This window comes from Blastococcus sp. SYSU DS0539, from assembly GCF_054050855.1.
The window spans coordinates 1-25003 of sequence record NZ_JBJHAF010000012.1 but is presented as its reverse complement, the minus strand read 5'-3'; the positions used below and the strand labels follow the sequence as shown (position 1 = coordinate 25003).

General features: G+C 76.6%; 20 protein-coding genes. 3 read left to right on the top strand and 17 right to left on the bottom strand.

The window, feature by feature from the left end:
- Nucleotides 1-72: 72 nt before the first annotated feature.
- From ACI790_RS14960 to mraZ, 15 genes are all read right to left on the bottom strand, one after another.
- Nucleotides 73-807 (bottom strand): YggS family pyridoxal phosphate-dependent enzyme, encoded by a 735-nt coding sequence (locus tag ACI790_RS14960; RefSeq protein WP_456570574.1) that lies wholly within the window; start codon nt 805-807, stop codon nt 73-75.
- 55 nt (nt 808-862) lie between these two features.
- A complete protein-coding gene (gene pgeF / locus ACI790_RS14955) occupies nt 863-1594 on the bottom strand; it encodes a peptidoglycan editing factor PgeF (RefSeq protein WP_456570573.1) in 732 nt (243 codons plus the stop codon).
- 79 nt (nt 1595-1673) lie between these two features.
- Nucleotides 1674-2987: a cell division protein FtsZ gene (gene ftsZ / locus ACI790_RS14950; protein ID WP_456570572.1), complete on the bottom strand. Its 1314-nt coding sequence runs from the start codon at nt 2985-2987 to the stop codon at nt 1674-1676.
- A gap of 388 nt (nt 2988-3375) precedes the next feature.
- Complete coding sequence (locus ACI790_RS14945) at nt 3376-4176, bottom strand: cell division protein FtsQ/DivIB (protein ID WP_456570571.1); 801 nt, start codon at nt 4174-4176, stop codon at nt 3376-3378.
- The gene (murC, locus tag ACI790_RS14940; protein WP_456570570.1) at nt 4173-5633 is read right to left on the bottom strand and encodes a UDP-N-acetylmuramate--L-alanine ligase; all 1461 of its coding nucleotides are present in this window, start codon (nt 5631-5633) and stop codon (nt 4173-4175) included. Before murC ends, ACI790_RS14945 begins: the two co-directional genes overlap by 4 nt.
- The gene (murG, locus tag ACI790_RS14935; RefSeq protein WP_456570569.1) at nt 5630-6727 is read right to left on the bottom strand and encodes an undecaprenyldiphospho-muramoylpentapeptide beta-N-acetylglucosaminyltransferase; all 1098 of its coding nucleotides are present in this window, start codon (nt 6725-6727) and stop codon (nt 5630-5632) included. Before murG ends, murC begins: the two co-directional genes overlap by 4 nt.
- Nucleotides 6724-8250 carry a putative lipid II flippase FtsW gene (gene ftsW / locus ACI790_RS14930; RefSeq protein ID WP_456570568.1) on the bottom strand — a complete coding sequence of 509 codons (1527 nt, stop codon included), beginning with the start codon at nt 8248-8250 and terminating at the stop codon, nt 6724-6726. The genes murG and ftsW overlap by 4 nt, the downstream gene beginning before the upstream one ends.
- A 4-nt stretch (nt 8251-8254) precedes the next feature.
- The gene (gene murD, locus ACI790_RS14925; RefSeq protein ID WP_456570567.1) at nt 8255-9688 is read right to left on the bottom strand and encodes a UDP-N-acetylmuramoyl-L-alanine--D-glutamate ligase; all 1434 of its coding nucleotides are present in this window, start codon (nt 9686-9688) and stop codon (nt 8255-8257) included.
- On the bottom strand, nt 9685-10761 hold the full coding sequence (gene mraY, locus ACI790_RS14920) for a phospho-N-acetylmuramoyl-pentapeptide-transferase (RefSeq protein WP_456570566.1): 1077 nt from the start codon (nt 10759-10761) through the stop codon (nt 9685-9687). The genes murD and mraY overlap by 4 nt, the downstream gene beginning before the upstream one ends.
- Entirely contained in the window at nt 10758-12149 is a 1392-nt protein-coding gene (locus tag ACI790_RS14915) for a UDP-N-acetylmuramoyl-tripeptide--D-alanyl-D-alanine ligase (protein ID WP_456570565.1), read from the bottom strand. The genes mraY and ACI790_RS14915 overlap by 4 nt, the downstream gene beginning before the upstream one ends.
- Nucleotides 12146-13708, bottom strand: coding sequence for a UDP-N-acetylmuramoyl-L-alanyl-D-glutamate--2,6-diaminopimelate ligase (locus ACI790_RS14910; protein WP_456570564.1), 1563 nt, complete (start codon nt 13706-13708; stop codon nt 12146-12148). The genes ACI790_RS14915 and ACI790_RS14910 overlap by 4 nt, the downstream gene beginning before the upstream one ends.
- A 104-nt stretch (nt 13709-13812) precedes the next feature.
- The gene (locus tag ACI790_RS14905) at nt 13813-15660 is read right to left on the bottom strand and encodes a peptidoglycan D,D-transpeptidase FtsI family protein (protein ID WP_456570563.1); all 1848 of its coding nucleotides are present in this window, start codon (nt 15658-15660) and stop codon (nt 13813-13815) included.
- A gap of 3 nt (nt 15661-15663) precedes the next feature.
- The gene (locus tag ACI790_RS14900) at nt 15664-16419 is read right to left on the bottom strand and encodes a hypothetical protein (RefSeq protein WP_456570562.1); all 756 of its coding nucleotides are present in this window, start codon (nt 16417-16419) and stop codon (nt 15664-15666) included.
- Nucleotides 16416-17411 (bottom strand): 16S rRNA (cytosine(1402)-N(4))-methyltransferase RsmH, encoded by a 996-nt coding sequence (rsmH, locus tag ACI790_RS14895; protein WP_456570561.1) that lies wholly within the window; start codon nt 17409-17411, stop codon nt 16416-16418. Before rsmH ends, ACI790_RS14900 begins: the two co-directional genes overlap by 4 nt.
- Nucleotides 17412-17833: 422 nt before the next feature.
- Entirely contained in the window at nt 17834-18268 is a 435-nt protein-coding gene (gene mraZ / locus ACI790_RS14890; protein ID WP_456570560.1) for a division/cell wall cluster transcriptional repressor MraZ, read from the bottom strand.
- Between the two features lie 223 nt (nt 18269-18491).
- On the opposite strand from mraZ, the gene ACI790_RS14885 reads away from it, so the two are divergent.
- From ACI790_RS14885 to ACI790_RS14875, 3 genes are read left to right on the top strand one after another with little or no spacing between them, the layout of a single operon-like run.
- Nucleotides 18492-19475 (top strand): AAA family ATPase, encoded by a 984-nt coding sequence (locus ACI790_RS14885; protein WP_456570559.1) that lies wholly within the window; start codon nt 18492-18494, stop codon nt 19473-19475.
- Nucleotides 19476-19478: 3 nt separating this feature from the next.
- Nucleotides 19479-20828 carry a DUF58 domain-containing protein gene (locus tag ACI790_RS14880; RefSeq protein ID WP_456570558.1) on the top strand — a complete coding sequence of 450 codons (1350 nt, stop codon included), beginning with the start codon at nt 19479-19481 and terminating at the stop codon, nt 20826-20828.
- On the top strand, nt 20825-23173 hold the full coding sequence (locus ACI790_RS14875) for a transglutaminase family protein (protein WP_456570557.1): 2349 nt from the start codon (nt 20825-20827) through the stop codon (nt 23171-23173). The genes ACI790_RS14880 and ACI790_RS14875 overlap by 4 nt, the downstream gene beginning before the upstream one ends.
- Before the next feature lie 3 nt (nt 23174-23176).
- Here the strand turns inward: ACI790_RS14875 and ACI790_RS14870 are convergent, their stop codons facing one another.
- Entirely contained in the window at nt 23177-23578 is a 402-nt protein-coding gene (locus ACI790_RS14870; protein WP_456570556.1) for a DUF3040 domain-containing protein, read from the bottom strand.
- A 165-nt stretch (nt 23579-23743) separates the two neighbouring features.
- On the bottom strand, nt 23744-24955 hold the full coding sequence (gene dinB, locus ACI790_RS14865; protein ID WP_456570555.1) for a DNA polymerase IV: 1212 nt from the start codon (nt 24953-24955) through the stop codon (nt 23744-23746).
- Between the last annotated feature and the right edge of the window lie 48 nt (nt 24956-25003).

Here is a 25003-nt window from a genome sequence, read left to right as displayed (position 1 = left end):
GTGTCCTCAGCGTCGCGTCTGCACGGTCGTCGCCACATCGGTCCCGGACGTCCGGTGAGCCTGCGGCTCGTGTTACCTCTGCGACTCGCGTGGCTGGTGTTCCTCGAACTCTCCGCAGGGTAGGGGCCGCGCGCCGAACAACGCGGTTCCGACACGCACGACCGTGGCGCCGGCCGCGATCGCGTCCTCGAGGTCGCCGCTCATGCCGGCGGAGATCTCGACGGCGTCCGGGTGGTCGGCCCGGAGCCGCTCGGCGAGGGCGGCCAGGCGCGCGAACGCGGGGGCCGGGCGCTCCTCGCGGGGAGCGACGGCCATGAGCCCCCGGAGCCGGAGGCCGGGTGCCGCGGCGACGGCGTCGGCGAGGGCCGGGACGTCGGCGGGCTGCGCCCCACCCCGGGCCGCGGCCCGACCCGCCGGGCCACCGAGGTCCACCTGGAGGAGCACGTCGACCGGGCGCCCCGCCTCCTGGCCGGCCCGGTCCAGCGTGGCGGCCAGGGACGGCCGGTCGACGGAGTGGACCACCGCGCCGGTCCGGGCCACCGCGGCGGCCTTGTTGCGCTGCAGCTGGCCGACGAAGTGCCACCGCAGGTCCGTTCCGGCGAGCTCACCGTCCTTGCCCAGCAGCTCCTGCACGCGGTTCTCGCCGAAGTCGCGCTGCCCGAGCCCGGCCAGCGCCCGCACGTCGTCGGCGGGCCAGGTCTTGCTGACCGCGAGGAGCGCGACGTCGGCCGGGTCCCGTCCGGCGGCCCGGGCCGCCGCGTCGATCCGGGCGCGCACGGCCCTCAGGTTCTCGGCGAGCTGGTCCATACCCCCGATCCTCCCCGACGGGGAGCGCGGACGGTCGAGGCGAGGGGAGCCGGGCTCAGTCGAGCCAGACCAGGCCCGCCTGGCGGCCGGTGACGCCGTCGCGGCGGTGCGAGAAGAGCGCCGGGTCCTCCACGGTGCAGCGCGGGTCCTGGACCACCTCGGGGATCCCCGCCCGGCGGAGGACCTCCTCGATACCGGCCCGCAGGTCCAGCCCCGGCGTGCCGATGCGGGTGCGCACGGCCGCGGCGGGCGCCACCCGGGCCACGTCGGCCTGCATCGCCTCGGGCACCTCGTAGCAGGCGCCGCACACGGCGGGGCCGAGCAGGGCGGACACGTGGCGCGCGCGGGCGCCCAGGCTCGCCATCGCCGACAGCGCGGCCGGGAGCACGCCCTGGCGCAGGCCCTCGCGCCCGGCGTGCACGGCGGCGACGACGCCGGTCTCGGAATCGGCCAGCAGGACCGGGACGCAGTCGGCGGCCAGGACCGCCAGCACCAGACCCGGGGTGGCGGTGACCAGACCGTCCGTGGCGGCCACCGGCTCCTGCCGCGGGCCGTCGACGACCGCCACGCCTGTGCCGTGCACCTGGTCCATCCAGACCAGCCGGTCCTCGGCCACCCCGAGCTCTCGCGCGACGCGGGCCCGGTTGGCAGCGACGTCGGCGGGGTCGTCGCCGACGTGCGTGCCGAGGTTGAACGAGTCGTAGGGGGGACGCGAACGGCCGCCCCGCCGGTCGGTGACGACCCGGCGGGGTCGCACCGCCGGCGAGGCGGCCGTGTTCGTGCTCATCGGGACCAACCCTACGACCTCCTCCGAGCCCCCGCCCCGAGCGTGCGCGGCGAGCGGAGGGAGGTCGCCGGGAGTCCCGTCACCCCTTGAGGAACTCCGGGATGTCCAGCTCCTCCTCGAAGTCCTCGTTCGACAGCGGCCGACGACCGTTGGTGGCGACGGGGCCCGGGATGGGCGGCAGCGGGGGGACGGTGAGCCCGCCACCCGTGCCCGGACGGCCGGCCGCGGATCCCGGCACCGGCTGGGCGAGCCGCTCCCCCGTCACCGGCGGGGTGGCCTGCGCGGGGGCCGGAGCGGGGGCCGGAGCGGGGGCCGGCGGAGCGGCGGCGACCGGCGGGGCGGCGACCGGGCGGCGGTGCGACGCGAACGGCGAGGCGCCCCCGGTGGACAGCCCCCCGGAGGGCGCGCCCGACGTTCCGGCCGACGCCTCCTTGCGAGAGCTGGGCCGGCCGCCGTCGAACCCGGCGGCGATGACCGTCACCCGCACCTCGTCACCGAGGGCGTCGTCGATCACCGCACCGAAGATGATGTTCGCGTCGGCGTGCGCGGCGTCGGAGACCAGCGAGGCGGCCTCGTTGATCTCGAACAGGCCGAGGTCCGACCCACCCGAGATCGACAGCAGCACGCCGTGGGCGCCTTCCATCGAGGCCTCGAGCAGCGGGCTGGCGATGGCCTGTTCCGCAGCCAGCAGCGCCCGGTTGTCCCCGCGCGCGCTGCCGATGCCCATGAGCGCCGAGCCCGCCCCGGACATGACCGACTTGACGTCGGCGAAGTCCAGGTTGATCAGACCCGGGGTCGTGATCAGGTCGGTGATGCCCTGGACACCGGAGAGCAGCACCTGGTCGGCGGTGCGGAAGGCGTCCATGACGCTCACGTTCCGGTCGCCCAGCTGCAGCAACCGGTCGTTCGGGATGACGATGAGCGTGTCGCACTCGTTGCGCAGCTCCTCGATCCCCGACTCGGCCTGCACGGCCCGCCGCTTCCCCTCGAAGGAGAACGGGCGGGTGACCACGCCGATGGTGAGCGCGCCCAGCTTGCGGGCGATCGAGGCCACGACGGGGGCACCGCCGGTGCCGGTGCCACCGCCCTCGCCGGCGGTCACGAAGACCATGTCGGCGCCCTTGAGCACCTCCTCGATCTCCTCGCGGTGGTCCTCGGCGGCCTGCCGGCCGACGTCGGGCTGCGCACCGGCCCCGAGCCCGCGCGTGAGCTCGCGGCCGACGTCGAGCTTGACGTCGGCGTCGCTCATCAGCAGCGCCTGGGCGTCGGTGTTGATCGCGATGAACTCGACCCCCTTGAGGCCGACTTCAATCATGCGGTTGACCGCGTTCACCCCGCCGCCGCCGATGCCGACGACCTTGATGACCGCTAGATAGTTGTGCGGAGGTGTCATGCGGCGCTCCCCAACTGGACCCTCATCCTCAAGTTCAGCCTTACAGTTATGTCAACCAGGTCGACGTGGATGAAGTTAGGTGGGGGCGGAGAGGCGCTACAAGCACCTCCTCCGGGTCGGCGTGTCGATGGACCCGGATCGCACCAACCACTGGCGACGCTTTGGTCACAAGCACACCACTAGCTGTGACGACTCGCCTCGCAAATGTCTCATCCCGTGATGCAGGGGCGGGCGCCGGCCGAGACGAGAAACATCCGCGAGGAATCCGCGTGTCGGGCGTGTCGCACCGGTCGGCGTGTCGGCCGACCTGCTGGCCCCCCCCGGTGCGCAGGCGCGTGGCGACCGTCTGCCACGAGCCGGCCCCGCCCGGCGCGACGGGGCCCGGCGACTAGCGCAGGACGACGGCGTCGGGGGTGCTGACGTCGATCTCGGCGGCCGGCTCGAGCTCCTCGGCGGCGATCCGGTCCAGGAGCGCGACGAGGACCTGCGCCTTGGTGTCGGACTCCGCGGCGTCGCCCCACACCACGACCGTGCCGTCGGCCATGGTCAGGCCGATGTCCTCGACGCCGGGGACGTCGACCTCGGCCACCTCGTCGCGCAGGTCGGCGGGCAGGGCGCGGATCGCCGCGATCCCGGCGCGGAGCTCGGGATCCCCCGGCTCCGGGTCGGCCACCACCAGGGGGACCACGCCGGGAGGCGGGTCGCCGGTGACGGTGTCGAACAGGACCCCGCCGGCGTCGACCAGCGACCGCCGGCCGGGCTGACCGACCACCGCGACCGGAACCCGCTCGGCCACGGTCACCACGACCCGGTCCGGCCAGCCGCGCGTGGCCTGCACGTCGCGGATCTGCGGGAGCCGGGCGACCCGGTCCTCGACCGCGCCCAGGTCGACGCGCAGCAGCGGCACGCCCTCGGGCACCTGCGCCGCCTCCTGCACCTGCTCGGCGGAGAGCGTCGCCGTCCCGTCCACCTGCACGGTGCGGACCGCCAGCACGGGGCTCAGCCAGAGCAACCAGCACACCACGGCCGTCACGGTCAGCGCCGCGGCGAGCTGCATCGCCCGCCGCTGCCGGGACCGGCGCCGGCGCGGACGCCGGTCGGGCAGCGGGGCGACGCGGGCACCGCGACGAGCGGCCGGCCGGCGCCCGCCCCGCGTGCGGTCGCGGGTGGTGCTGCCGGTCCGGTTCACCGGCCGGCGTCCGGCGGGTCGTCCTTCCCGGCCGGCCCCTCCGCGGCGCGCAGGGCGTCGAGCACCTCCGGCCCCACCATGGACACGTCGCCGGCACCCATGGTCATGACCAGGTCGCCGGGCCGGGCCCGGGCGGCCAGGGCCGGACCGGCCGCCGACCACGACGGCTCGAAGAGCACCTGCTCGGCCGGCAGCGGCACCGCATCGGCCACCATCGCGCCCGTGACGCCGGGCACCGGGTCCTCCCGCGCGCCGTAGACGTCCATGACCACGACCTCGTCGGCCAGGCCGAGCGCCGCGCCGAAGCCCACGGCGAACTCCCGGGTGCGGCTGTAGAGGTGGGGCTGGAAGGCGACGACGAGGCGCCCCTCCCCCGCGACCGCGCGCGCGGCCCGCAGCTGGGCCTCGACCTCGGTCGGGTGGTGGGCGTAGTCGTCGTAGACCCGCACGCCGGCGACGACGCCCTTGAGCTCGAAGCGCCGGTGCACGCCGCCGAACCGTCCGAGCCCGTCGATCAGACCGGCCGCGGGCAGCCCCAGCTCCAGCCCGGCCAGCAGCGCCGCGGCGCTGTTGCGCGCCATGTGCTCCCCCGGCAGCTGGATCTCGACCCGGCCCAGCTCGGCGCCGTCCAGCAGCGCGGTGTAGCTGGTGTGCTCCCGGCCGACGACCAGGTCGACCAGCCGGAGGTCGGCGTCGCCGGCGGTGCCGTAGGTGCGCACGCGGGCCGGTGCCGGGACCGTGCGCAGCCGGGCCGCGCCCGGGTCGTCGGCGCAGAGCACCACGAAGCCGTCGGGGTGCACGGTCTGCAGGAACCGGTCGAAGGCGGCCTCCACCGCCGCGAGGTCGCCGTAGTTGTCCAGGTGGTCGGCCTCGACGTTGGTGACGATCCCGGCGAAGGGCGCCAGCAGGAGGAAGGACCGGTCGCTCTCGTCGGCCTCGGCGACGAAGACGTCGCCCTCCCCCGCGTGCGCGTTGCTCCCGGACTCGTTGAGGTTGCCGCCGATGGCGAACGAGGCGTCGACACCGCAGGCCTGGACCGCGACGGTGAGCATCGAGGTGGTCGAGGTCTTGCCGTGCGTGCCGGCGACGGCGATGCTGCGACGCCCCGCCATCACGGCGGCCAGGGCCACGGCACGGGGCAGCACCCGCAGGCCGCGGTCGCGGGCGGCGACGAGCTCGGGGTTGTCCGCCCGGATCGCCGTCGAGACGACCACGGTGTCGGCGTCGCCCACGTGCCCGCCGTCGTGGCCGAGCTCCACCCGGGCGCCGAGGGCGCGCAGCGCCAGCAGCGTCGGGCTGTCCCGCCGGTCGGTGCCCGAGACGCGGACGCCCCGGGCGAGCAGGATCCGGGCGATCCCGCTCATGCCGGCGCCACCGATCCCGATGAAGTGCACCGCGCCCAGCTCGGGCAGGGTCGGGACGGGGCCGGTCCAGGCCGCCACGTCGTCGGCGCTCACGTTCCTGCCACCTCGCAGACGATGTCGGCCAGCCGCTCGTCGGCGTCGGGGACCCCGGCCGCGGCGGCGTGCTCCGCCAGCCCGGCCAGCGCGGCCGGGTGGGTGAGCAGCGGGACGAGGGTGCCGGTGATCCAGTCCGGGCCCAGGTCGTCGTCCTCGACCAGCAGCCCGCCGCCGGCCTCGATCACCGGCAGCGCGTTGCGCCGCTGCTCGCCGTTGCCGATCGGCAGCGGCACGAACGCCGCGGGCAGGCCCACGGCGGAGAGCTCGGCGACGGTGACCGCGCCGGAGCGGCAGAGGGCGAGGTCCGCCGCGGCGTAGGCGAGGTCCATCCGCTCGAGGTAGTCGACGACGACGTACGGCGGCCGCCCCGACGGGCGTTCGGGCACCACCACGTGGGTGTTCTTCGGGCCCCGGGCGTGCAGCACCTGCACCCCCGCGTCGGTGAGCGCGTCGGCCGCGGCCACGGCGGCGCGGTTGAGCGATGCCGCCCCCTGCGACCCGCCGAAGACCAGCAGGGTCGGCCGATCGGGGTCCAGGCCGAACTCGGCCCGGGCCTCGGCCCGTCGTGCCACCCGGTCGAGCGAGGAGATCTCCCGGCGCAGCGGCATCCCGACGTGCTCGCCGCGGTGCAGGGGCGTGCCCGGCACGGTGACGGCGACGCGGGCGGCCAGCCGGGCGCCGACGCGGTTGGCCAGCCCCGGCAGGGCGTTCTGCTCGTGCACCACCACCGGCACCCCGGCGCGGCGGGCGGCGAGGTAGGCAGGCAGCGCCACGTAACCGCCGAAGCCGACCAGCACGTCGGCAGCCAGCTCGTCGAGCAGCGCGCGCGTCTCGGCGACCGACCGGCGGACCCGGCCGGGCACGCGCAGCAGCTCCGGCGTGGGCGTGCGGGGCAGCGGGACCGGCGGGATGAGCCGCAGGTCGTAACCGCGGGCGGGGACCAGCCGGGTCTCCATGCCGCGTCCGGTGCCCAGGCAGGTGATGCGCAGGTCGCCGTCGCGCCGCCGGAGGGCGTCGGCGAGGGCGAGCATCGGCTCGATGTGCCCGCCGGTGCCGCCCCCGGCGAGGACCACCGATCGCACGGCGCTCACCGGTCACCCCCGGGGCGCCCGCGCGGGGCCACGGGACGCTGCCGCGGCGCCGGGGTGCCGGACGCGGTGCGCACCGGCGCGTCCCCGCGGGACGCGGGCCGAGGCCGCCCGGCGCCGGCGGCCCGCGGCGGGGCCTCGGTGCGCGCCGGGGAGCGGCGGGGCGGAGCACCGCGGGCGTGCAGCAGGGTGCGGCCGCTGCCCACCAGGGGCCGCTCGGGAACGCCGCCCGCGGTGGTCCGGCGGGGGCGCACCTGGTCGACGGCCGTGGTCGGCGCCGGCATGAGCAGCCGGGCCAGCCGGCCGCGCTCGGCCGTGCGCAGGTGCTCGACCGCCGCCGGCTCGGAGCGGGCGAACCGGACCAGCAGCCCGACGATGAAGAGGGTGAGGATCAGGGAGGTGCCACCCGCCGAGATCAGCGGGAGCGTCACCCCGGTCACCGGCAGCAGTCCCACCACGTATCCCATGTTCATGGTCGCCTGACCGATGAGCCACACCGTGATGGCGACGCAGGCGAGCTGGACGAAGCGGTCGACCGAACGCCGGGCGATGCGGAAGCCGGCGTAGGCGAGCACCCCGTAGAGCGTGACGACGACCAGGCAGCCGAGGAAGCCCAGCTCCTCGCCGATGATCGCGAAGATGTAGTCGGACTCGGCCTCCGGGAGGATGTTCCACTTCATCGCGCTGTTGCCCAGGCCCACGCCCCACAGGCCGCCCGTGGCCAGCGCGTACATGCCCCGGATCGCCTGGAAGCCGGTGTCGGTCGGGTCGGCGAACGGGTCGAGGAACGCGGTGATCCGCTCCATCCGGTACGGCGCCGCCATCACCATGCCCACGACCGCGAGGGCGGCCACCCCGGCGAAGGCACCGAACCAGCGCAGCGGCATGCCGCCGGCCCAGAGCAGGCCCACCAGCACCAGCCCCAGGCTCACCACGCCACCGAAGTCGGGCTCGGCGATGAGTAGCAGCGACAGGACGCCGAACACCGGCAGCACCGGCACGAGCAGCGACTTCGTCGTCAGGTAGCGCTCGCGCAGGGCGAGGACGTGCGCCCCCCACAGCGCGAAGACGAGCTTGCCGAGCTCCGACGGCTGGAAGTCGGTGACGCCCAGGGAGATCCACTGCCGGGCGCCGTTGCGCTCCTGGCCGATGCCGGGGACGAGCACGAGGAGCAGCAGGGCGACGACCACCAGCAGCGCGATCGGCGCCCAGCGGCGCACCAGGCCCACCGGGAGCCGCATGGCGACCACCATCGCGCCCAGCCCGATGCAGGCCAGCACCAGCTGCTTCACGCCCGGCGCCCACGCCGGCTCGTCGGCCAGCGCCGCCTCGATGGACGAGGCGGAGAAGACCATCACCAGGCCGATGAGCAGGAGCAGCCCGGCGGCGCCCAGCACCAGGTGGCAGCTGGTCATCGGCCCGTCCAGCCACGCGGGGGCCGGCCATCGGCGGACCGGGATCCGCGGGGAGGGCATCCGGGCCCGGTCCCGGATGACCTGGCGCAGCGGTCGTTCGGTGGTGGTCATCGCGTCACCCCAGCGCCCGCACCGCGTCGGCGAAGGCCTGCCCGCGGTGCCCGTAGTCCCGGAAGACGTCCATGGACGCCGCGGCCGGCGCGAGCAGCACCGTGTCCCCGGGCCGGGCCAGGCCGGCGGCTGCGGTGACCACCCGGGCCATCGTCGTCTCCGCGTCGGTCCGGTGGGCGTCCATCTGTCCATCGTTCCCGCTGGCCACCTCGACGACCGGCACCGACGGCGCGTGTCGCGCCAGGGACCGCGCCACCACCGCGCGGTCGCGGCCGAGCAGCACGACCCCGGCCAGCCGATGGGCGACGGCGGCGACGAGCGGATCGACGTCGGCGCCCTTGAGCAGGCCACCGGCGATCCAGACGACCCGCGGATATGCCGCCAGGGAGGCCCCGGCGGCGTGCGGGTTGGTCGCCTTGCTGTCGTCGACGTAGTCCACGCCGCCGACCGTGGCGACGAGGACGTTGCGGTGGGCGCCGCCCCGGAAGCCGGCCAGCCCGCGGGCGACCGCCTCCAGCGGGACGCCGGCCGCGCGGGCGAGCGCCGCCGCGGCGAGGGCGTTCACGGTGTTGTGCGGCCCGGGGACGGGCAGGTCGGCGCGGGCCATGATCACCTCGCCCGCCGGATCGGCGGCGAAGGCCCGGTCCACCAGCGCACCGGCCCGCACGCCCAGCTGCCCGGGGGCGGGCTCGGCCAGGGTGACCGTCACCGGCCGGGCGTGGGCGCCGACGAGGCCGGCGGCGACCGGATCGCCCGCGTCGGCGACGGCGACCGGGGCGCGCTCGAGGATGCGCGCCTTGGCGTCGCGGTAGGCGGCGAAGGAACCGTGCCAGTCGGTGTGGTCGTCGGCGACGTTGAGCACCGCGGCCGCGGCCGGGGCCAGCGACGAGGACCAGTGCAGCTGGAAGCTCGAGAGCTCGACCGCGAGCACGTCGTGGGCGGGGGCGCCGTCGTCGTCGCGGGCGGTGACCACCTCGACGAGGGGCCGGCCCACGTTCCCGGCCGCCACGGCGCGGTGCCCGGCGGCGGCGAGGATCGCCTCCAGCATGGTGACCGTCGTCGTCTTGCCGTTGGTACCGGTGACCGCCAGCCAGGGCGCCGGCGTGCCGTCCGGCCCGGGGATGCGCAGCCGCCAGGCCAGCTCGGGCTCGCCCACCACCTCGACCCCGGCGGCCGCGGCGGCGGCCAGCAGCGGCGCGTCGGGCCGCCAGCCCGGTGAGGTGACGACCAGGTCGACGCCCTCGGGCAGGACCTCCGCCGCGCCCAGCCACTCGGCGCCGCGGCCGGTCAGCTCGTCGACGGCCGGCGGGCGCGCGGCGTCGGCGAGCAGCACCCGGGCGCCGGAGTCCAGCAGCACGCGCGCGGCGGCCGCACCGGACACGCCGAGCCCCGCCACGAGCACGGTGCGGCCGGCCACCACGGATCCGGGCGCGCTCACAGGCCCACGAAGCTCAGCCAGTCGGCGTAGAACAGGCCGAGACCGAAGGCGACCGCCATGCCCGTGACCAGCCAGAACCGCACGATCACGGTGTTCTCGGTCCAGCCGGCGAGCTCGAAGTGGTGGTGCAGCGGCGCCATGCGGAAGACCCGCCGGCGGGTGGCCCGGAAGAAGGCCACCTGGATGATGACCGACAGCGTCACCGCGACGAAGAGACCGCCGAGGACGACGAGCAGCAGCTCGGTCCGGGTGACGATCGCCAGCCCGGCGATCAGACCGCCCAGCGCCAGCGAGCCGGTGTCGCCCATGAAGATGCGGGCCGGGCTGGTGTTCCACCACAGGAAGCCCAGGCAGGCCCCCATGCCCGCGGCCGCCACCAGCGTCACGTCCAGCGGATCGCGCACCGTGTAGCAGCCGTCGATCAGCTCGTTGGCGCAGTTGTGGGTGAACTGCCAGAACGAGATGACGAGGTAGGAGGCGAGCACCATGGCCGAGGAGCCGGCGGCGAGCCCGTCCAGGCCGTCGGTGAGGTTCACGGCGTTGGAGAACCCGGCGATGAACAGGTAGGCCAGGATCACGAAGGCGATGGGGCCCAGGGCCAGCGGCGCGATGTCGCGGACGTAGGACACCACCGTCGAGGCGGGCGTGACCCCGTCGGACGGGAAGTTGATCGCCAGGATCGCGAAGGTGACGCCGACGACGAGCTGGCCCACCAGCTTGGCCGTCTTGTTCAGCCCCAGGCTGCGCCGGTGACGGATCTTGAGGTAGTCGTCGAGGAAGCCGACGGTGCCCATGCCGACCATGAGGAACAGCAGCAGCATGCCGGTGGCGCTGAACCCCCAGCCCGGGTCGCCGACGAACGCCAGGTGGGCGACGAGGTAGCCGAGCACGGTGGCACCCACGATGACGGTGCCGCCCATGGTGGGCGTGCCCTTCTTCGACAGGTGGCTCTCGGGACCGTCGTCGCGGATCTCCTGGCCCAGCCCCTGGCGGCGGAAGGCCCGGATGGCCAGCGGCGTCAGCAGGATCGAGATGATCAGGCCGACGGCGGCCGCGATGAGGACGCTCCTCACTGCCCGGCACCGCCCAGCAGGTCGGCCGCGAGCAGCTCCAGGCCGTAGGAGCGGCTGGCCTTCACGAGGACGACGTCCCCCGGGCGCAGCACCTCCGTCAGCCACGCAAGGGCAGCGCCCCGGTCCGGCACGTGCACCGACTCCTCTCCTGCGCGCCGCCCTCCGGCGGCCGCGCCCTCCGCTATGCCTACCGCATCGGCGCCGACCGCCACGACCAGGTCGACCCCCGCCGCGGCGGCGTCGCGGCCCAGCCGCTCGTGCTCGGCGCCGGCGTCCGGGCCGAGCTCGGCCATGCCGCCCAGGACGGCGATGCGGCGCTGCGCCGGCAGGCCGGCGAGGGCCGCCAGCGCGGCCCGCATCGACTCGGGGTTGGCGTTGTAGGCGTCGTTGACGACGGTGACGCCGTCGGCGCGCCGGTCGACCTCCATCCGCCAGCGGCTGCGGGTCTCCGCGGCCGACAGCGCCGCGGCGACGTCGGCGGGGGCCAGGCCGGCCGCCAGCGCGGCGCCGGCCGCCGACAGCGCGTTGGCGACCTGGTGCTCCCCCACCACGCGCAGCGCCACCGGGTGGCGCTCGCCGCCGGCCACCAGGGTGAACCGGGCGCGGGCCGAGTCGTCCAGGGTGACGTCGAGCGCGCGGACCGCGGCCTGCGCGGACCGGCCGGTCGCGAGCACGCGGGCCCGCGTGCGGGGAGCCATGCCGATGACCCGGGGGTCGTCGGCGTTGAGCACCGCGGTGCCGTCGTCCGGGAGCGCCTCGACGAGCTCGCCCTTGGCCTGCGCGATGCCCTCGGGGCTGCCGAACTCCCCGAGGTGGGCCGAGCCCACGTTGAGGACTACGCCGATCTGCGGCCGGGCCACCCGGCACAGGCGGGCGATGTGCCCCGGGCCGCGGGAGCCCATCTCGAGCACGAGGAACCGGGTGTCCCGGCCGGCCGAGAGCACCGTGAGGGGCAGGCCGATGTCGTTGTTGTAGGACCCCGGCGGGCTGACCGTCGGCCCGGCGGCCGCGAGGACCTGGCCGAGGAGGTCCTTGGTCGAGGTCTTGCCGGACGAGCCGGTGATGGCCAGCGTGCGCACGCCCGCGGCGGTCAGCCGCTCGTGCACGCCGGCCGCCAGCCGGCCGAGCGCGGCCACGGGGTCGTCGACGACGACGCACTGCAGCGCGGGATCGGGCCGGGCGGCCAGCGCGCCGGCCGCACCGGCCGCGGCGGCGGCGCCCAGGAAGTCGTGGCCGTCGGCCCGCTCCCCCGCCACGGCGACGAACAGGTCGCCGGGCGCGACGGCGCGCGAGTCGAGCGTGACCGTGCCGGTGACGGCACCGTCCGGGGCGCCCTCCAGGCGGCCACCGGCCAGCTCGGCCACCTCGGTCAGGGACAGCTCGATCACGACGTTCCTCCGCTCAGGACCTCGCGCAGCGCCGTGCGGTCGTCGAAGGGGTGCACCGTGCCCGCGATCTCCTGTCCCGTCTCGTGGCCCTTGCCGGCCACGAGGAGCGTGTCCCCCGCGCCGGCCAGCCGCACGGCCGCGGCCAGCGCGGCCCGGCGGTCGCCGACCTCCAGCACCTCGGCGCGCCGGCCGCCGGGGACCTCGGCGACGCCGGCCAGCATCGCCGCCCGGATCGCGGCGGGCTCCTCGGAGCGGGGGTTGTCGTCGGTGACCACCAGGACGTCGCTGCCCTCGGCGGCCGCCCGGCCCATCTCCGGGCGCTTGCCCGGGTCGCGGTCGCCGCCGCAGCCCAGGACGGTGATCAGCCGCCCCGGCGTGGCCCCGCGCAGGGCGGCCAGCGCGGTGCGCACGGCGTCCGGGGTGTGGGCGTAGTCGACGACGGCGACGAAGGGCTGGCCGGCGTCGACCGGCTCCATCCGCCCGGGGACGACGGTGTCGGCCAGGCCCGCGATCGCGTCCTCCACGGCGACGCCGATGCCGTCCAGCAGCGCGACGGCGAGCACCGCGTTGGCCACGTTGAACCGGCCGGGCAGGCGCAGGCGGGCCGGCCAGCTGCGGCCGCCGGGCCCGTGCAGGGTGAACGCCGAGCCGCCGCCGGGCACGGTGGCGACGCCGGAGGCGGTCCAGTCGGCCTGCGCCCCCTCGCTGCTGGCGACCGTCACCGGCCGCGGGCGCCCGGGGCGGGCCACCAGCCGGCGGCCGTGGGGATCGTCGACGTCGACGACCTCCACCGCGGCGCGGCCGTCGAACAGCAGCGCCTTGGCCTGGAAGTAGTCCTCCATGTCGCGGTGGAAGTCCAGGTGGTCGCGGCCGAGGTTGGTGAAGCCGGCGGCGGCGAAACGCACGCCGCCCACGCGCCCCTGGACCAGCGCGTGGCTGGAGACCTCCATGACGACGGTGTCGACGCCCGCGTCGGCCATGCCGGCCAGCAGCGCGTGCAGGGCCGGGGCCTCCGGGGTGGTGCGGATGCTGGGCAGCGCGGTCACCGTCGGGCTGCCGTCGGCGGCCCGCCCGCGGGTGCGGGCCTGGACGGTGCCGATCAGCCCGCTGCACCGTCCAGCGGCGGCCAGACCGGCCTCGACCAGGTAGCTCGTCGTCGTCTTGCCGTTGGTGCCGGTGATCCCCAGGACGGTGAGCCGGCGGCTGGGCTCCCCGTAGACCCGGTCGGCGACCGCCCCGAGCACGGCGCGGGGGTCCTTCACGACGCACACCGGCAACCCGGTCGCCAGCGCCTGCTCGCGGCCGGTGGGATCGGTCAGCAGCGCCACGGCGCCCCGGGCGGCGGCGTCGGCCGCGTAGCGGGCGCCGTGGGTCCGGGCGCCGGGCAGCGCGGCGTAGAGGGAACCGGGGGTGACCTCGGTGGAGGCGAGGGTGACCCCGGAGACCGCGACGTCGGCGCCAGCGCCCTCGGGGATGCCGACGAGGTCGGCCAGCGCGGCGAGGGGCAGCGGGCGGTTCCCGGCGGTCCGGGGGGTCGTCCCGGGGTCGGTCGGGGTCACGGGGCTCCAATCTACCGGCGGGGACCCGCCCGACCAGCGCACGTGCACGGGCACCGCCGGCCGCGTCGCGCCCCGTGCGGGGCGCGACGCGGCCGGGGCGCGGTTCAGGGGGTGCCGGTCAGCTCGAACTCGGGACGCGGGGTGCCCGAGGGCACCACGCCGTCGGCGGTCAGCGCGGCCCGCATGACGTCGGCGAAGACCGGCGCGGCGACCTGGCCGCCCTCCGCGGAACTGGTCGGGCGCTCCAGGTCGACGGCGACGACGTACTGGGGGTCGTCGGCCGGGGCGAACCCGACGAACGTGGTCACGTAGCCGCCGCCGGCGTAGCAGTTGCACTCGGGGTTGGCCCGCTGCGCGGTGCCCGTCTTGCCGGCCACTCGGAAGCCCTCGATCTGCGCCAGCGGGGCGGTGCCGCCCTTGCCGACGACGGCCTCGAGCATGTAGGCCATCTGCTCGGCGGTCGACTCGCTGACCACCCGCGTCCGGGCCGGCTCGGCGGCGGGCTCCGGGCGGCCGTCGGCACCGGTCACCGACGACACGATCCGGGGCTCGATCCGCATGCCCCCGTTGGCGATCGCCTGGTAGATCGAGGCCATCTGCAGCGTGGTGACCGAGACGCCCTGGCCGATGGGCACGTTGGCCGCGCGCACGGCGGTCCAGTCCGCGGAGTCCTCGAGGATGCCGCGGCTCTCGCCGGGCAGCTCGATACCGGTCTTCTCACCGACGCCGAACGCCCGCAGGTACTCCTCGAGCTTCGCGTCGCCGACCTCGCGGGCCAGCATGATCGTGCCGACGTTGCTGCTCTTGGCGAGGATGCCGGTGACCGTCCAGTCGACCGGCGCGTGGTCGTGGGCGTCGGTGACCACGCGGTCACCGGCCTCGATGTGGCCGTTGACCGACAGCACCCGGTCCGGCGTCGCGACCCCCTCCTCGAGGGCGGCCGCGAGCGTCACCGCCTTCATGATCGAGCCGGGCTCGAAGACGTCGGAGACCAGCGGGTTGCCCAGCCGCGCGGGGTCGGTCTCGGCGTACCTGCCGGGGTCGTAGCCCGGGCAGGAGCCCATCGCCGCCACCTGGCCGGTCGCGACCTCGAGCACGACCGCGGAGGCGCGGGTGGTGGCCCCGTCCGCGCACGCCTCGGCCAGCCGCTGCTCGGTGACGAACTGCAGGTCCTGGTCCAGGGTGAGCGTGACGTCCCGGCCGTCGGTCGCCGGGGTGGCCTCGTCGATGCCCGAGGGGATCCGGTGGCCGCCACTGCCGACCTCCACCGTGCGCTGCCCCGGCGTGCCCGACAGCTGCTCCTCGAAGGTCTGCTCGATGCCGGCCAGGCCGGTGCCCTCGCGCCCGACGAACCCGACGACCTGGCCGCCGACGGAGCCCGCCGGGTACAGGCGCACCGGGTCGTCCTCGAGGAAGACGCCGGAGAGCTCGAGTTCCTCGATCGCGTCGGTGGTCTCCGGCGTGACCTGGGTGGCCAGGACGACGTACCGGCCCTCCGCGGAGAGCTTCTCGGTCAGCTCGGGCACCGGGACGTCGAGCAGCGTGGTGAGCGCCAGCGCCGTCCGGGCCGGGTCGCGGACCACGGTCGGGTCGGCCACCACGCGCGAGGCGTCGACCGTGTAGGCGAACGGGTTGCCGTCGCGGTCGAGGACCTGGCCGCGGAGGGCGGCGATCGGGTAGGTGCGCAGCCGGTCCTGCTCCGCGGCGCTGGCGTAGGCGGCGCCGTCGATGCCCTGGAGCACCACGAGGCGCGCGACGACGAGCACCAGCAGCGCGATGAGCACGACCAGGCCCCACCGGTTCCGCCGGCCGCGCTGGTCGACCGAGAGGCCGGCCCCGCCGCTCCGGCGGGTGCCGGGGGCGCGGCGGGACACGAACGGGCCGGTCTCGCCCCGGCCGGGAGCCGACGGGCGCGCGGTGCGCGGGCCGGCGCCGCGGACGCTGCTCGGCACGGCTCAGTCCCCGTCCGGCGCGCTGTCCGCCGGCGCGGGCACGGGTGCGCCGTCCACCTGTGCGGGTGCGCCGTCCACCGGTGCGGGTCCGGGTGCGCCCTCCACCGGTGCGGGTGCGGCTGCGCCCTCCACCGGTGCGGGTGCGGCTGCGCCCTCCACGGGTGCGGGTGCGGGGGCCGGCTCCGGCGCCGGCGGTGCGGGCGCGGGCTCGGGGGCGCCGCGCATCGTCGTCGTCCCCCCGGGGCCGAGCACCAGGTACCCGGGGACGCCTGCGGGCACGAGGCCGGCCGCGACCGCGGCCTCGGCGACGCCGGCCGGCATGTTCCCGGACACCACGAGCTGCTCCAGGCGCTGGACCTCCTGGGCCCGGGCGGCGTTCTCCGCCCGCAGCTGGGTGGCCTTGAGCGAGTCCACCGCGATGGCGGTGTTGAGCACCAGCAGCCCGAGCGTGGTGAGGCCCAGGAGCGCCACGACCAGGAGGACGAACGGCGCCTTGCGGGAGCGCAGCGCGGCGCGGGCGCGGCGCCGGGGCCGGACGGCGGCGCCGGTGGGCACCAGCCGCAGCTCCGGGCGGGGGGTGGCGCGGGTGGAGCCGGTGGCTCGCGTGGAGCCGGTGGCCCGCGTGGAGCCGGTGGCCCGCGTGGAGCCGGTGGCCCGCGTGGAGCCGGTGGCCCGCGTGGAGCCGGTGGCCCGCGTGGAGCCGGTGCGCGGAGCGCTGGTGCGCGGAACGGCGGTGCGGACCGCCGCGGCGCGGGTCACGCCGCCCGCCGGATGCGCTCGGCGGCCCGCACCCGGGCCGAGGCCGCGCGCGGGTTGCCGGCGGTCTCCTCGGGCGCGGCCGCCTCTCCCCCGCGGGTCAGCAGCCGCAGCACCGGCCCGTACTCGGGCAGCTGCACCGGCAGCCCCGGCGGGGTGCGGTCCACCGCACCCGCGGCGAACGTCTGCTTCACAATCCGGTCCTCCAAGGAATGGAAGGTGATGACCACGACACGGCCGCCCACCGGCAGGGCGTCGATCGCGGCGGGGAGGGCGCGCTCGAGGGCGCCCAGCTCGTCGTTGACCTCAATGCGCAGGGCCTGGAAGGTCCGCTTCGCGGGGTGCCCCCCGGTGCGCCGGGTGGCGGCGGGGATCGAGTCCCGGACCAGCTCCGCCAGGCGCGCGGTGGTGGTGAACGGCTCGCGCGCACGTTCCCGCTCGATCGCCGAGGCGATGCGGGAGGCGAAGCGCTCCTCGCCGTAGACCCGGAGCACCCGCGCCAGGTCGCCGTGGGCGTAGGTGTTCACGACGTCGGCGGCCGTCCGTGGCGCGCCGGGGTCCATCCGCATGTCGAGGGGGGCGTCGGTGGAGTAGCTGAAGCCGCGGTCGGGCCGGTCGATCTGGAGCGAGGAGACGCCGAGGTCGAAGAGCACGCCCTGGACCTCGTCGATCCCGAGCCGGTCGAGCACCTCGGGGAGCTCGTCGAAGACGGCCGGCACGACCGTGACGCGGTCGGCGTGGCCGGCGGCCTCGATCCGGCGGGTGGCCTCCGCACGGGCCTGCGGGTCGCGGTCGAGCCCGACCACGCGCAGCCCCGGGTGGGCGCCGAGCATCGCGAGGGTGTGGCCGGCCAGGCCCAGGGTGGCGTCGACCAGGACGGCGCCGTCGGCGGCGCAGGCGGGGCCGAGGAGCTCGACGACCCGGTCGAGGAGGACGGGCACGTGCACCGGGGGCCGCGGGTGGCCCGGGGCCGCGGCACCTCCAGTGCTGCTCATCGTCTGCTGCCTCTCGAAGGGTCCGGGATGGTGCGGCGATGGTGCCGCCTCGCGCTCGGCCGCGGGGGGACGCGGCGGCGGGCGGTGTGCGGGTGGGGCCCAGGGGGGCGGTGGTGCGCCGTTCCGGCGGTGGGGCGCGGTGGGGCCGGTGGAGCGGGGTGGGGCGGTGGGACGTCGGACCGGTGAGGTGTCCGGCCCCGCGGGGTCCGCCTGGCGTCGGGGAAGAGCGTCAGGTGGCGCCCCGCGGGGCCGGTGGGATCACCCGTGCCGGCCGAGGGCCCGCACCGCTGGTCCGTGCGGTCCTCCGCTGTGGGACCGAGCCGCGGGGAAGGCGGCTGGGGCCCGGTCCGGTCGAGCCGCGGGGAAGGCGGCTCGAACGGCAGCGGCGCGGAGGCCGGTGGGGCGGGGAGGGCGTCCCGGGATCACGACAAGGTCGGCATCCCCTCGCTCTCCATGTCGGCGAAGGCGGCCTCCTGCTCGGCCACGTAGGCGTCCCAGGTGGCGGAGTCCCAGATCTCGAAGCGCGTGTCGACCCCGACCACGACCACGTCGCGGTCCAGGTGGGCGTACTCGCGCAGGCTCGCGGGGAGGGTGATCCGGCCGGCCTTGTCCGGCTCCAGCTCGACCATCGACCCGAAGCTCATGCGGGCGCGCATGCGCGCCGCGGCGGTGTCGGAGGGCGCCATGGCCGCCATCGCGGCGCTCTGCTCGGCGACCCGGGCCATGGTGAGCCCGTAGATGCAGCGGTCCTGGCCCTTCTTGATCACCATGCCGTCGGCCACCTGCTCGCGGAACCGGACGGGCAGGGCGAGCCGGCCCTTCTCGTCGAGGCGCAACTGGTAGCTGCCGACGAACACCGGATCACCTCCCGCATCGGTCCTCCCATGGCTCTGCCGGTCCCCTGGCGGAACCCTGCCTCCCCACCGGTCGACACACTAACCCACCAGCCCCCACTGGACACCACTCGAGGCCGTGTCGTGACCCGCCTCCCCCACCGGCGTCCGGAGGCGCCGCAGCGGGGTGGACGGAGGCGGACGCGACGACCCGCCCCGGGTCGCGCACGGCACGTACGGTGGAGCGGTGACGGAGGCGACACGGGCCGCCGACGGGACGGCCGACGCGTCGGTCGACGTCGCCGCCGAGGGGGCACGGATCGCGGCGAGCGTGAGCCGCGTCGTCCAGGGCAAGGACGGCGTCGTCCGCCTGGCGCTGATCGTGCTGCTGGCCGAGGGCCACCTGCTGATCGAGGACATCCCCGGCGTCGGCAAGACCACGCTGGCCAAGGCGCTGGCCGGGTCCGTCGACGCGACCGTGCGGCGCATCCAGTTCACGCCCGACCTGCTGCCGAGCGACGTGACCGGCGTGGCGGTCTACGACCAGGAGACCCGGGCGTTCGAGTTCAAGCCCGGCGCGATCTTCGCCAATGTGGTCGTGGCCGACGAGATCAACCGGGCCTCCCCCAAGACGCAGTCGGCCCTGCTGGAGTGCATGGAGGAGCGGCAGGTCACCGTCGACGGCGTCAGCTACGAGCTGGCCCGCCCGTTCCTCGTGATGGCCACGCAGAACCCGCTGGAGATGGAGGGCACCTACCCCCTGCCCGAGGCGCAGCGCGACCGGTTCACCGCCCGGGTCTCCATGGGCTACCCCGACCCGGCCGCGGAGCTGGCGATGCTCGACGACCGCGCCACCACCGACCCCCTGGGCGCTCTCCGGCCGGTCGCCGACGCCGCCCTCATCCGGTCGCTGGTCGCCGCCGTCGGCCGGTTGCACGTCTCCGAGGCGGTCCGCCGGTACGTCGTCGCCCTCGTGGAGGCCACCCGCCGCTCCCCCGAGCTGCGCCTCGGCGCCTCGCCGCGGGCCGGGCTGCAGCTGCTCCGCGCCGCCCGCGCCGCCGCCGCGCTCGACGGCCGCGACCACGTGCTGCCCGACGACGTGCAGGCGCTCGCCGTGCCGGTGCTGGCCCACCGCCTGCTGCTCAGCAGCGAGGCGTCGGTCGGCCGGCGCACGCCCGAGCAGGTGGTCACCTCGCTGCTCGCCTCCGTGCCGGTCCTCCGCGGGCGCTGACGCGTGGTCGGCGGTCCCGGGGCGAGCTCGGCCCTCACGCTCCGCGGTCGCTGCCTGGTCGGGGGCGGCCTGTTCCTGGGCCTCACCGGTGCGGTGCTGGGCGAGCGGCCGCTGGTGCAGCTGGCCGGATTCGTCCTGGCCCTGCCGCTCCTCGCCGCGGTGACCGTGACGCGGGGGCGGTTCCGGATGACCACCCGGCGCAGCGTCACCCCACCGCGGGTGCCGCGCGGCGCCCCGGCCGAGGTAGTGCTGCAGCTGGCCAACTCCGACACCCGCCGGGGCGGGGTCTGGCTGCTCACCGAGCAGGTGCCCCCCGGCCTGGGCCGCCCGCACCGCTTCGCGGTGGCCGGCCTGGCCGCCGGCGCCTCCACCACCGTCCGGTACCGGCTGCTCGGCCGGCACCGGGGCCGCTACCAGCTGGGTCCGCTGCGGCTGCGGATCGTCGACCCGTTCGGCCTGGTCGAGCGCACCGTCGCCGGCACCGAGACCGCGCCGCTGGCCGTCGTCCCCCGGGTGCGCCCGCTCGGCCGCGAGGGGCCGGGTGGGGAGCACGGCAGCGGGGGCGACGGCGCCCGCCGCGCGCTGGCCGTGCACGGCGACGACGACGTCAGCGTGCGCGAGTACCGGCAGGGCGACGACCTGCGCAAGGTGCACTGGCGGGCCACCGCGCGCACCGGCGAGCTGATGGTCCGGCTGGAGGAACGGCCCTGGCGCGCCCAGGGCACGCTGCTGCTCGACACCCGGGCGCGGGCGCACCTCGTCGCCCCGGCCGGGCACACCGCCCGCCGGGTCCCCGGGCCGCCCGGTGACGACTGCCCGCCCGCCGACAGCCTCGAGTGGCTCGTCGAGGCCGCGGCCAGCATCGGGGCCGCCCTGGTCCAGCGCGGCGCGGAGCTGCGGGTGGTCACCGAGACCGGGGAGCTGCCCCCGGCGCCCGGCCGTACGGGGCTCGGCGCGGAGGAGCTCCTGGACCGGCTGGCCGCCGTCGGGCCCTCGCGGGTGCCCCACCTGTCGGCCGCGGTGTCGGCGGCGTGCCGGGCGGCCGGTGACGGCCCGCTGGTCTGCCTGCTGGGCGCCGTGGGACCCGACGACGTGGCCGACCTCGTCCGGCTGCGCCCCGGCCCGGCCACCGGGCTGGCGGTGCTGATGGACATCACCGGATGGGCCGATCCGCGGCCCGGCCGGCGGCGGGCGGCGGCGGGCTCCGCCCCCGACGCGCTGACCGGCCAGCGGGAGCAGGCCGCGGCGATGCTGGCCGGCGCGGGCTGGCGGGTGACCACCGCGGCCGCCGGCCAGGACGTCGCCGACGTGTGGGCCGCGCTCGGCACGGTCGGCGCAGGGGCGCCGGCATGAGGACGTCGGACGTCCGGACCCCCGTCGCCGCCGCGGCCGCCACCCTGCTGGGGGCGCTGGCCCTCACCCCGGTGTTCACCAGCCGGGCCTGGCTCCCGCCGGTGGTCCTCGTGGTCGCCGCGGTGCTGGCCGGCGGGCTGCTGCTGCGGGCGGCCGGGGACCGGCTGTCCGCGCGGGCGAGCGTCCCGGGGCCGCTCGTGGGCCTCGGCACCGTGCTGGTGCCGGTCGGGCAGCTGGCGCTGGTCGCCTGCGTGCTCACCGCCGTCTTCGCGTCCGAGGACGCCGTGGCCGGGGTGCTGCCCACCCCGACCTCCCTCGCCGGCCTGGCCGACGTGTTCGGGGACGGCACGGCCGAGATCCGCGAGCAGGCGACGCCCGCCCTGCCGCTCACCGGGCTGCTCGCGCTGACCACCCTGTTCGTCGGGCTGATCGCCGTCCTCGTCGACACGGTCGCGGTCGCCGGCCGGCAGGCCGCCCTGGCCGGGGTCGGGCTCCTGGTCCTCTTCTGCGTGCCGGTCGGCACGGTGATCGGCGGGGTGGGTCTGGTGGCCCTGGTGGGGCCGGCCGCCGGCTTCGCCCTGCTGCTCTGGGCCGACCAGCGCCGGACCCTGGACGAGCCCGACGGCGAGCCGGTCACCGGTGCCACGGGCGCTGCCGTGCGCATCGGCGCGCTCGCCGTGGCGGCGGGCGTCGTCCTCGGCACCGTGGTGCCCACCCTGCCGGAGGGCTCGTTCACCACCGGCCTCGGCGGCGGCACCGGCTCGGCCACCGGGACCTCTCTCGATCCGGCGGCGGAGCTACGCGGGCAGCTGACCCTGCCGGAGGCGATCGAGCTGCTGCGCGTGGACACCTCGGTGGAGGACCCGGGCTACCTCCGGGCCGTGGCCCTCGACGAGTACGACCCGGCCGACGGCTGGTCGCTGAGCAACCTCGACGGCGAGATCTCGGTGGCCGACGACGAGGCGCTCGCGCCAATGCCGGATCGTCAGGCGACCCGCCCGGTGACCGCCTCGATCCGGGTCCTCGAGCACGACGACCGGTTCCTGCCCGTCCCGTCCGTGCCGCAGGCGGTGCGCGTCGAAGGCGATGACCAGGCGTGGCGGTTCGACGCGGCGACCGGGACGGTGTTCGGCCGGGACGTGACGAGCTCGGGGCTCTCCTACCGGGTGGTCGCGACCGAGCCCCGGCCGTCGCCCGAGATGCTGTCGCTTGCGGCACCCCTGCCGCCGGGCTCCCCCGTCCAGGAGCGCTTCGGCACCCTCCCCGAGCTCGACCCGTCGATCGGGGAGCTGACCGCCCGGCTGACCGACGGCGCGGCCACGGCCTACGAGCGCGTCCGGCGCATCCAGACCTACCTCACCGACCGGTCCAACGGGTTCACCTACAGCCTCTCCACCGCTCCCGGCACCAGCGGCGACGACCTGGTGGACTTCCTCCGTCTCAAGCGCGGCTACTGCGAGCAGTACGCCGGGGCGATGGCGGTGCTGGTCCGCCAGGCGGGGATGCCCGCACGGGTGGCGATGGGCTACACGCCCGGCGACGTCCAGCGGGACGGCGCCCGGCTGATCACCAGCGATGACGCCCACGCCTGGGTGGAGGTCTTCTTCCAGGGGTACGGGTGGGTGCCGTTCGACCCGACTCCGCTGGCTCCCGCCCGGCAGGTGACTCTCCCGTGGGCGCCGCGGGCCTCGGACGAGGAGCGGGTCGACTCCGCCCCGGCCGTGCCGGCCCCCTCCGCGGCCCCGGCGCCGGTCGCACCCCGCGGGGACCGCCTCCCCGAGGCGGTTCCGCAGGTCGGCGCGCAAGAGCCGGCCGGGACGTCGCTGCAGCCGGTCCTGCTCACGGCCGCGCTGGTCGTCCTGGGCGCGCTGCTGCTGGCGTCCCCGGCCGGGGTGCGCGCCCTGCAGCGTCGTCGCCGGCTGGCCGGGGAGGGAGCCGACGGGCTCTGGGACGAGCTGACGGCCGGCGCCGTGGACCTGGGGGTGCACCTGCACCCGTCCTGGACCCCGCGCCGGGTGGCCGACGCGCTGGTGAGAACCGTGACCCGCGGGCCGGGCGGTCCGTCGGTGGCGGCGTCGGTCGCGGCGGTGCGCGAGCTGGCCCGGGCGGAGGAGGCGGCCACCTACGGCCGGCCGGGGGGCGACCGGCCCGGTCCCGAGCTGAGGGCGGCGCTGCGGACGGCCCGCCGGGGACTGTCCGGATCGCGGCCGTGGCCGGTGCGGCTGCGGGCGCTGCTGTGGCCGGCCTCGCTGGTGTCGGGCGTGCGCGCCGCGCTGCCGCGGTGGTGGCACGACACCACCGGCCGCCGTCCGGGGAGGACGACGGCCGGGGCGGGCGGTGCGTGAGGGCTACTGGTCGTAGCGGCGGCGGAAGCGCTCCTCGAGGCGGTCCTTCATCGGCTGCTTGCGGCCGCGGCCGCCACGACCGGCCGCCGTCGAGCCGCGCGGCCCGGCGGGGCTGTCGGTGACCTCGACGGCGCCGGTGGCCCCGCGGTAGTGCAGCACCCCGAGGGCGGCACCGCCGAAGGCGACCAGGAATCCCAGCACGCCGAGCGGTACGGACTCGGCGACCGCGCCGGCGACCAGGCCGGCGAGGCCGACCAGGACCAGCAGGGCGCCGAGCTGCAGCTTGCGGCGGGCCTTCTGACGGCGATCGCCGGTGCGGACCGAGGAAGCGAACTTGGGATCGTCATCGACGAGGGCGCGCTCGATCTGCTCCAGCAGACGCTGCTCGTGCTCGGAGAGCGGCACGTCGACCTCCAAAGGGGCGGAGCCAGTGTCCGTCGGAGGCTCCCGCCGACGGTATCTCCGAGGATACGAGCCGATTGCAAGGCGCGAAAGGCGACGCCACCGCGACCCGCCGGGCGGGTCGGCCGATCACTCCTCCGGGTGGCCGATCCGGCACGAATCGCCTGGTCAGCGTCCACCCGGTCCGGAGGTGCCCGACCGGCGCAGGAGCGTCGCCGGGCGGACCGCGCCGGCACCGAACCGGCGGGCGGCGCGATCGGCGGCCAGCTCGGCCTCCCGGCGGCCGTGCTCGCGCGCCCCGAGCTCCAGCTGGCGGGGCGCCGACCCGGCCTCGACGAGCCGTTCGGCCCGGACGCCGACGAGCCGGATGCGGGCCCGGTCGAGCCCCAGGGCGTCGTAGAGGGCGCGGGCGGTGTCGTAGAGCTCCTGCCCCACGTCGGTGGGCGCCCCGAGCGTCCGGCTGCGGGTGATCGTCGCGAAGTCGGCGAAGCGCACCTTGATGCTCACCGTGCGGGCCAGACTGCCGGTCGAGCGCAGTCGCCCCGCCGTCCGCTCCGCCAGGCACAGCAGCTCGCGGTGGATGACCACGGGGTCGTCGACGTCGGTGGCGAAGGTCTCCTCCGCGCCGATGGAGCGCTCGGGCTCGTCCGGGACGACCCGCCGGGGGTCCCGGCCCCAGGCGAGCTCGTGCAGGTGGGTGCCGGCAGCCACGCCGAGGGCCCGCTGCAGGGTCTTCGCCGGCACGTGCGCCAGGTCGCCCACCGTGCGCAGCCCCAGCCGCAGCAGCGCCTCCTCCGTCTTCGGGCCCACGCCCCAGAGCGCGCTGACCGGCAGCGGGTGCAGGAAACCCATGACCTCCGGGGGGCGTACGACCAGCAACCCGTCGGGCTTGGCCCGGGTGGAGGCCAGCTTCGCCACGAACTTGGTGCCGGCGACGCCGACCGAGCAGGTGATGCCCTGCTCGTCGAAGACGCGGGCGCGGAGGTACTCGCCGATCTCCGCGGCGTCGCCCAGCCGGCGGCCGGCGCCGGAGACGTCGAGGAACGCCTCGTCCAGGCTCAGCGGCTCGACCAGCGGGGTGATCGACCGGAACAGCGCCATGACCGCCCGGGACACCTCGGTGTAGAGCGCCAGGTCCCCCGGCAGGACCGTCGCCGTCGGGCACAGCCGCAGCGCCCGCGCGGTGGGCATGGCCGCGTGCACGCCGTAGCGCCGGGCCTCGTAGGTGGCCGAGGTGACCACGCCCCGGTTGCCGGCCCCGCCGACGATGACCGGCGCGCCGGCCAGCTCCGGGTGCCGGCGAACCTCGACGCTGGCGAAGAACGCGTCCATGTCGACGTGCAGCACGGTGCACCCGGCCGCCCGCGCGCTCTCTCCCATGGCCCCTCCCGCTCGTCCCCCCGTGGATCGAACGGATGTTCGATCCAC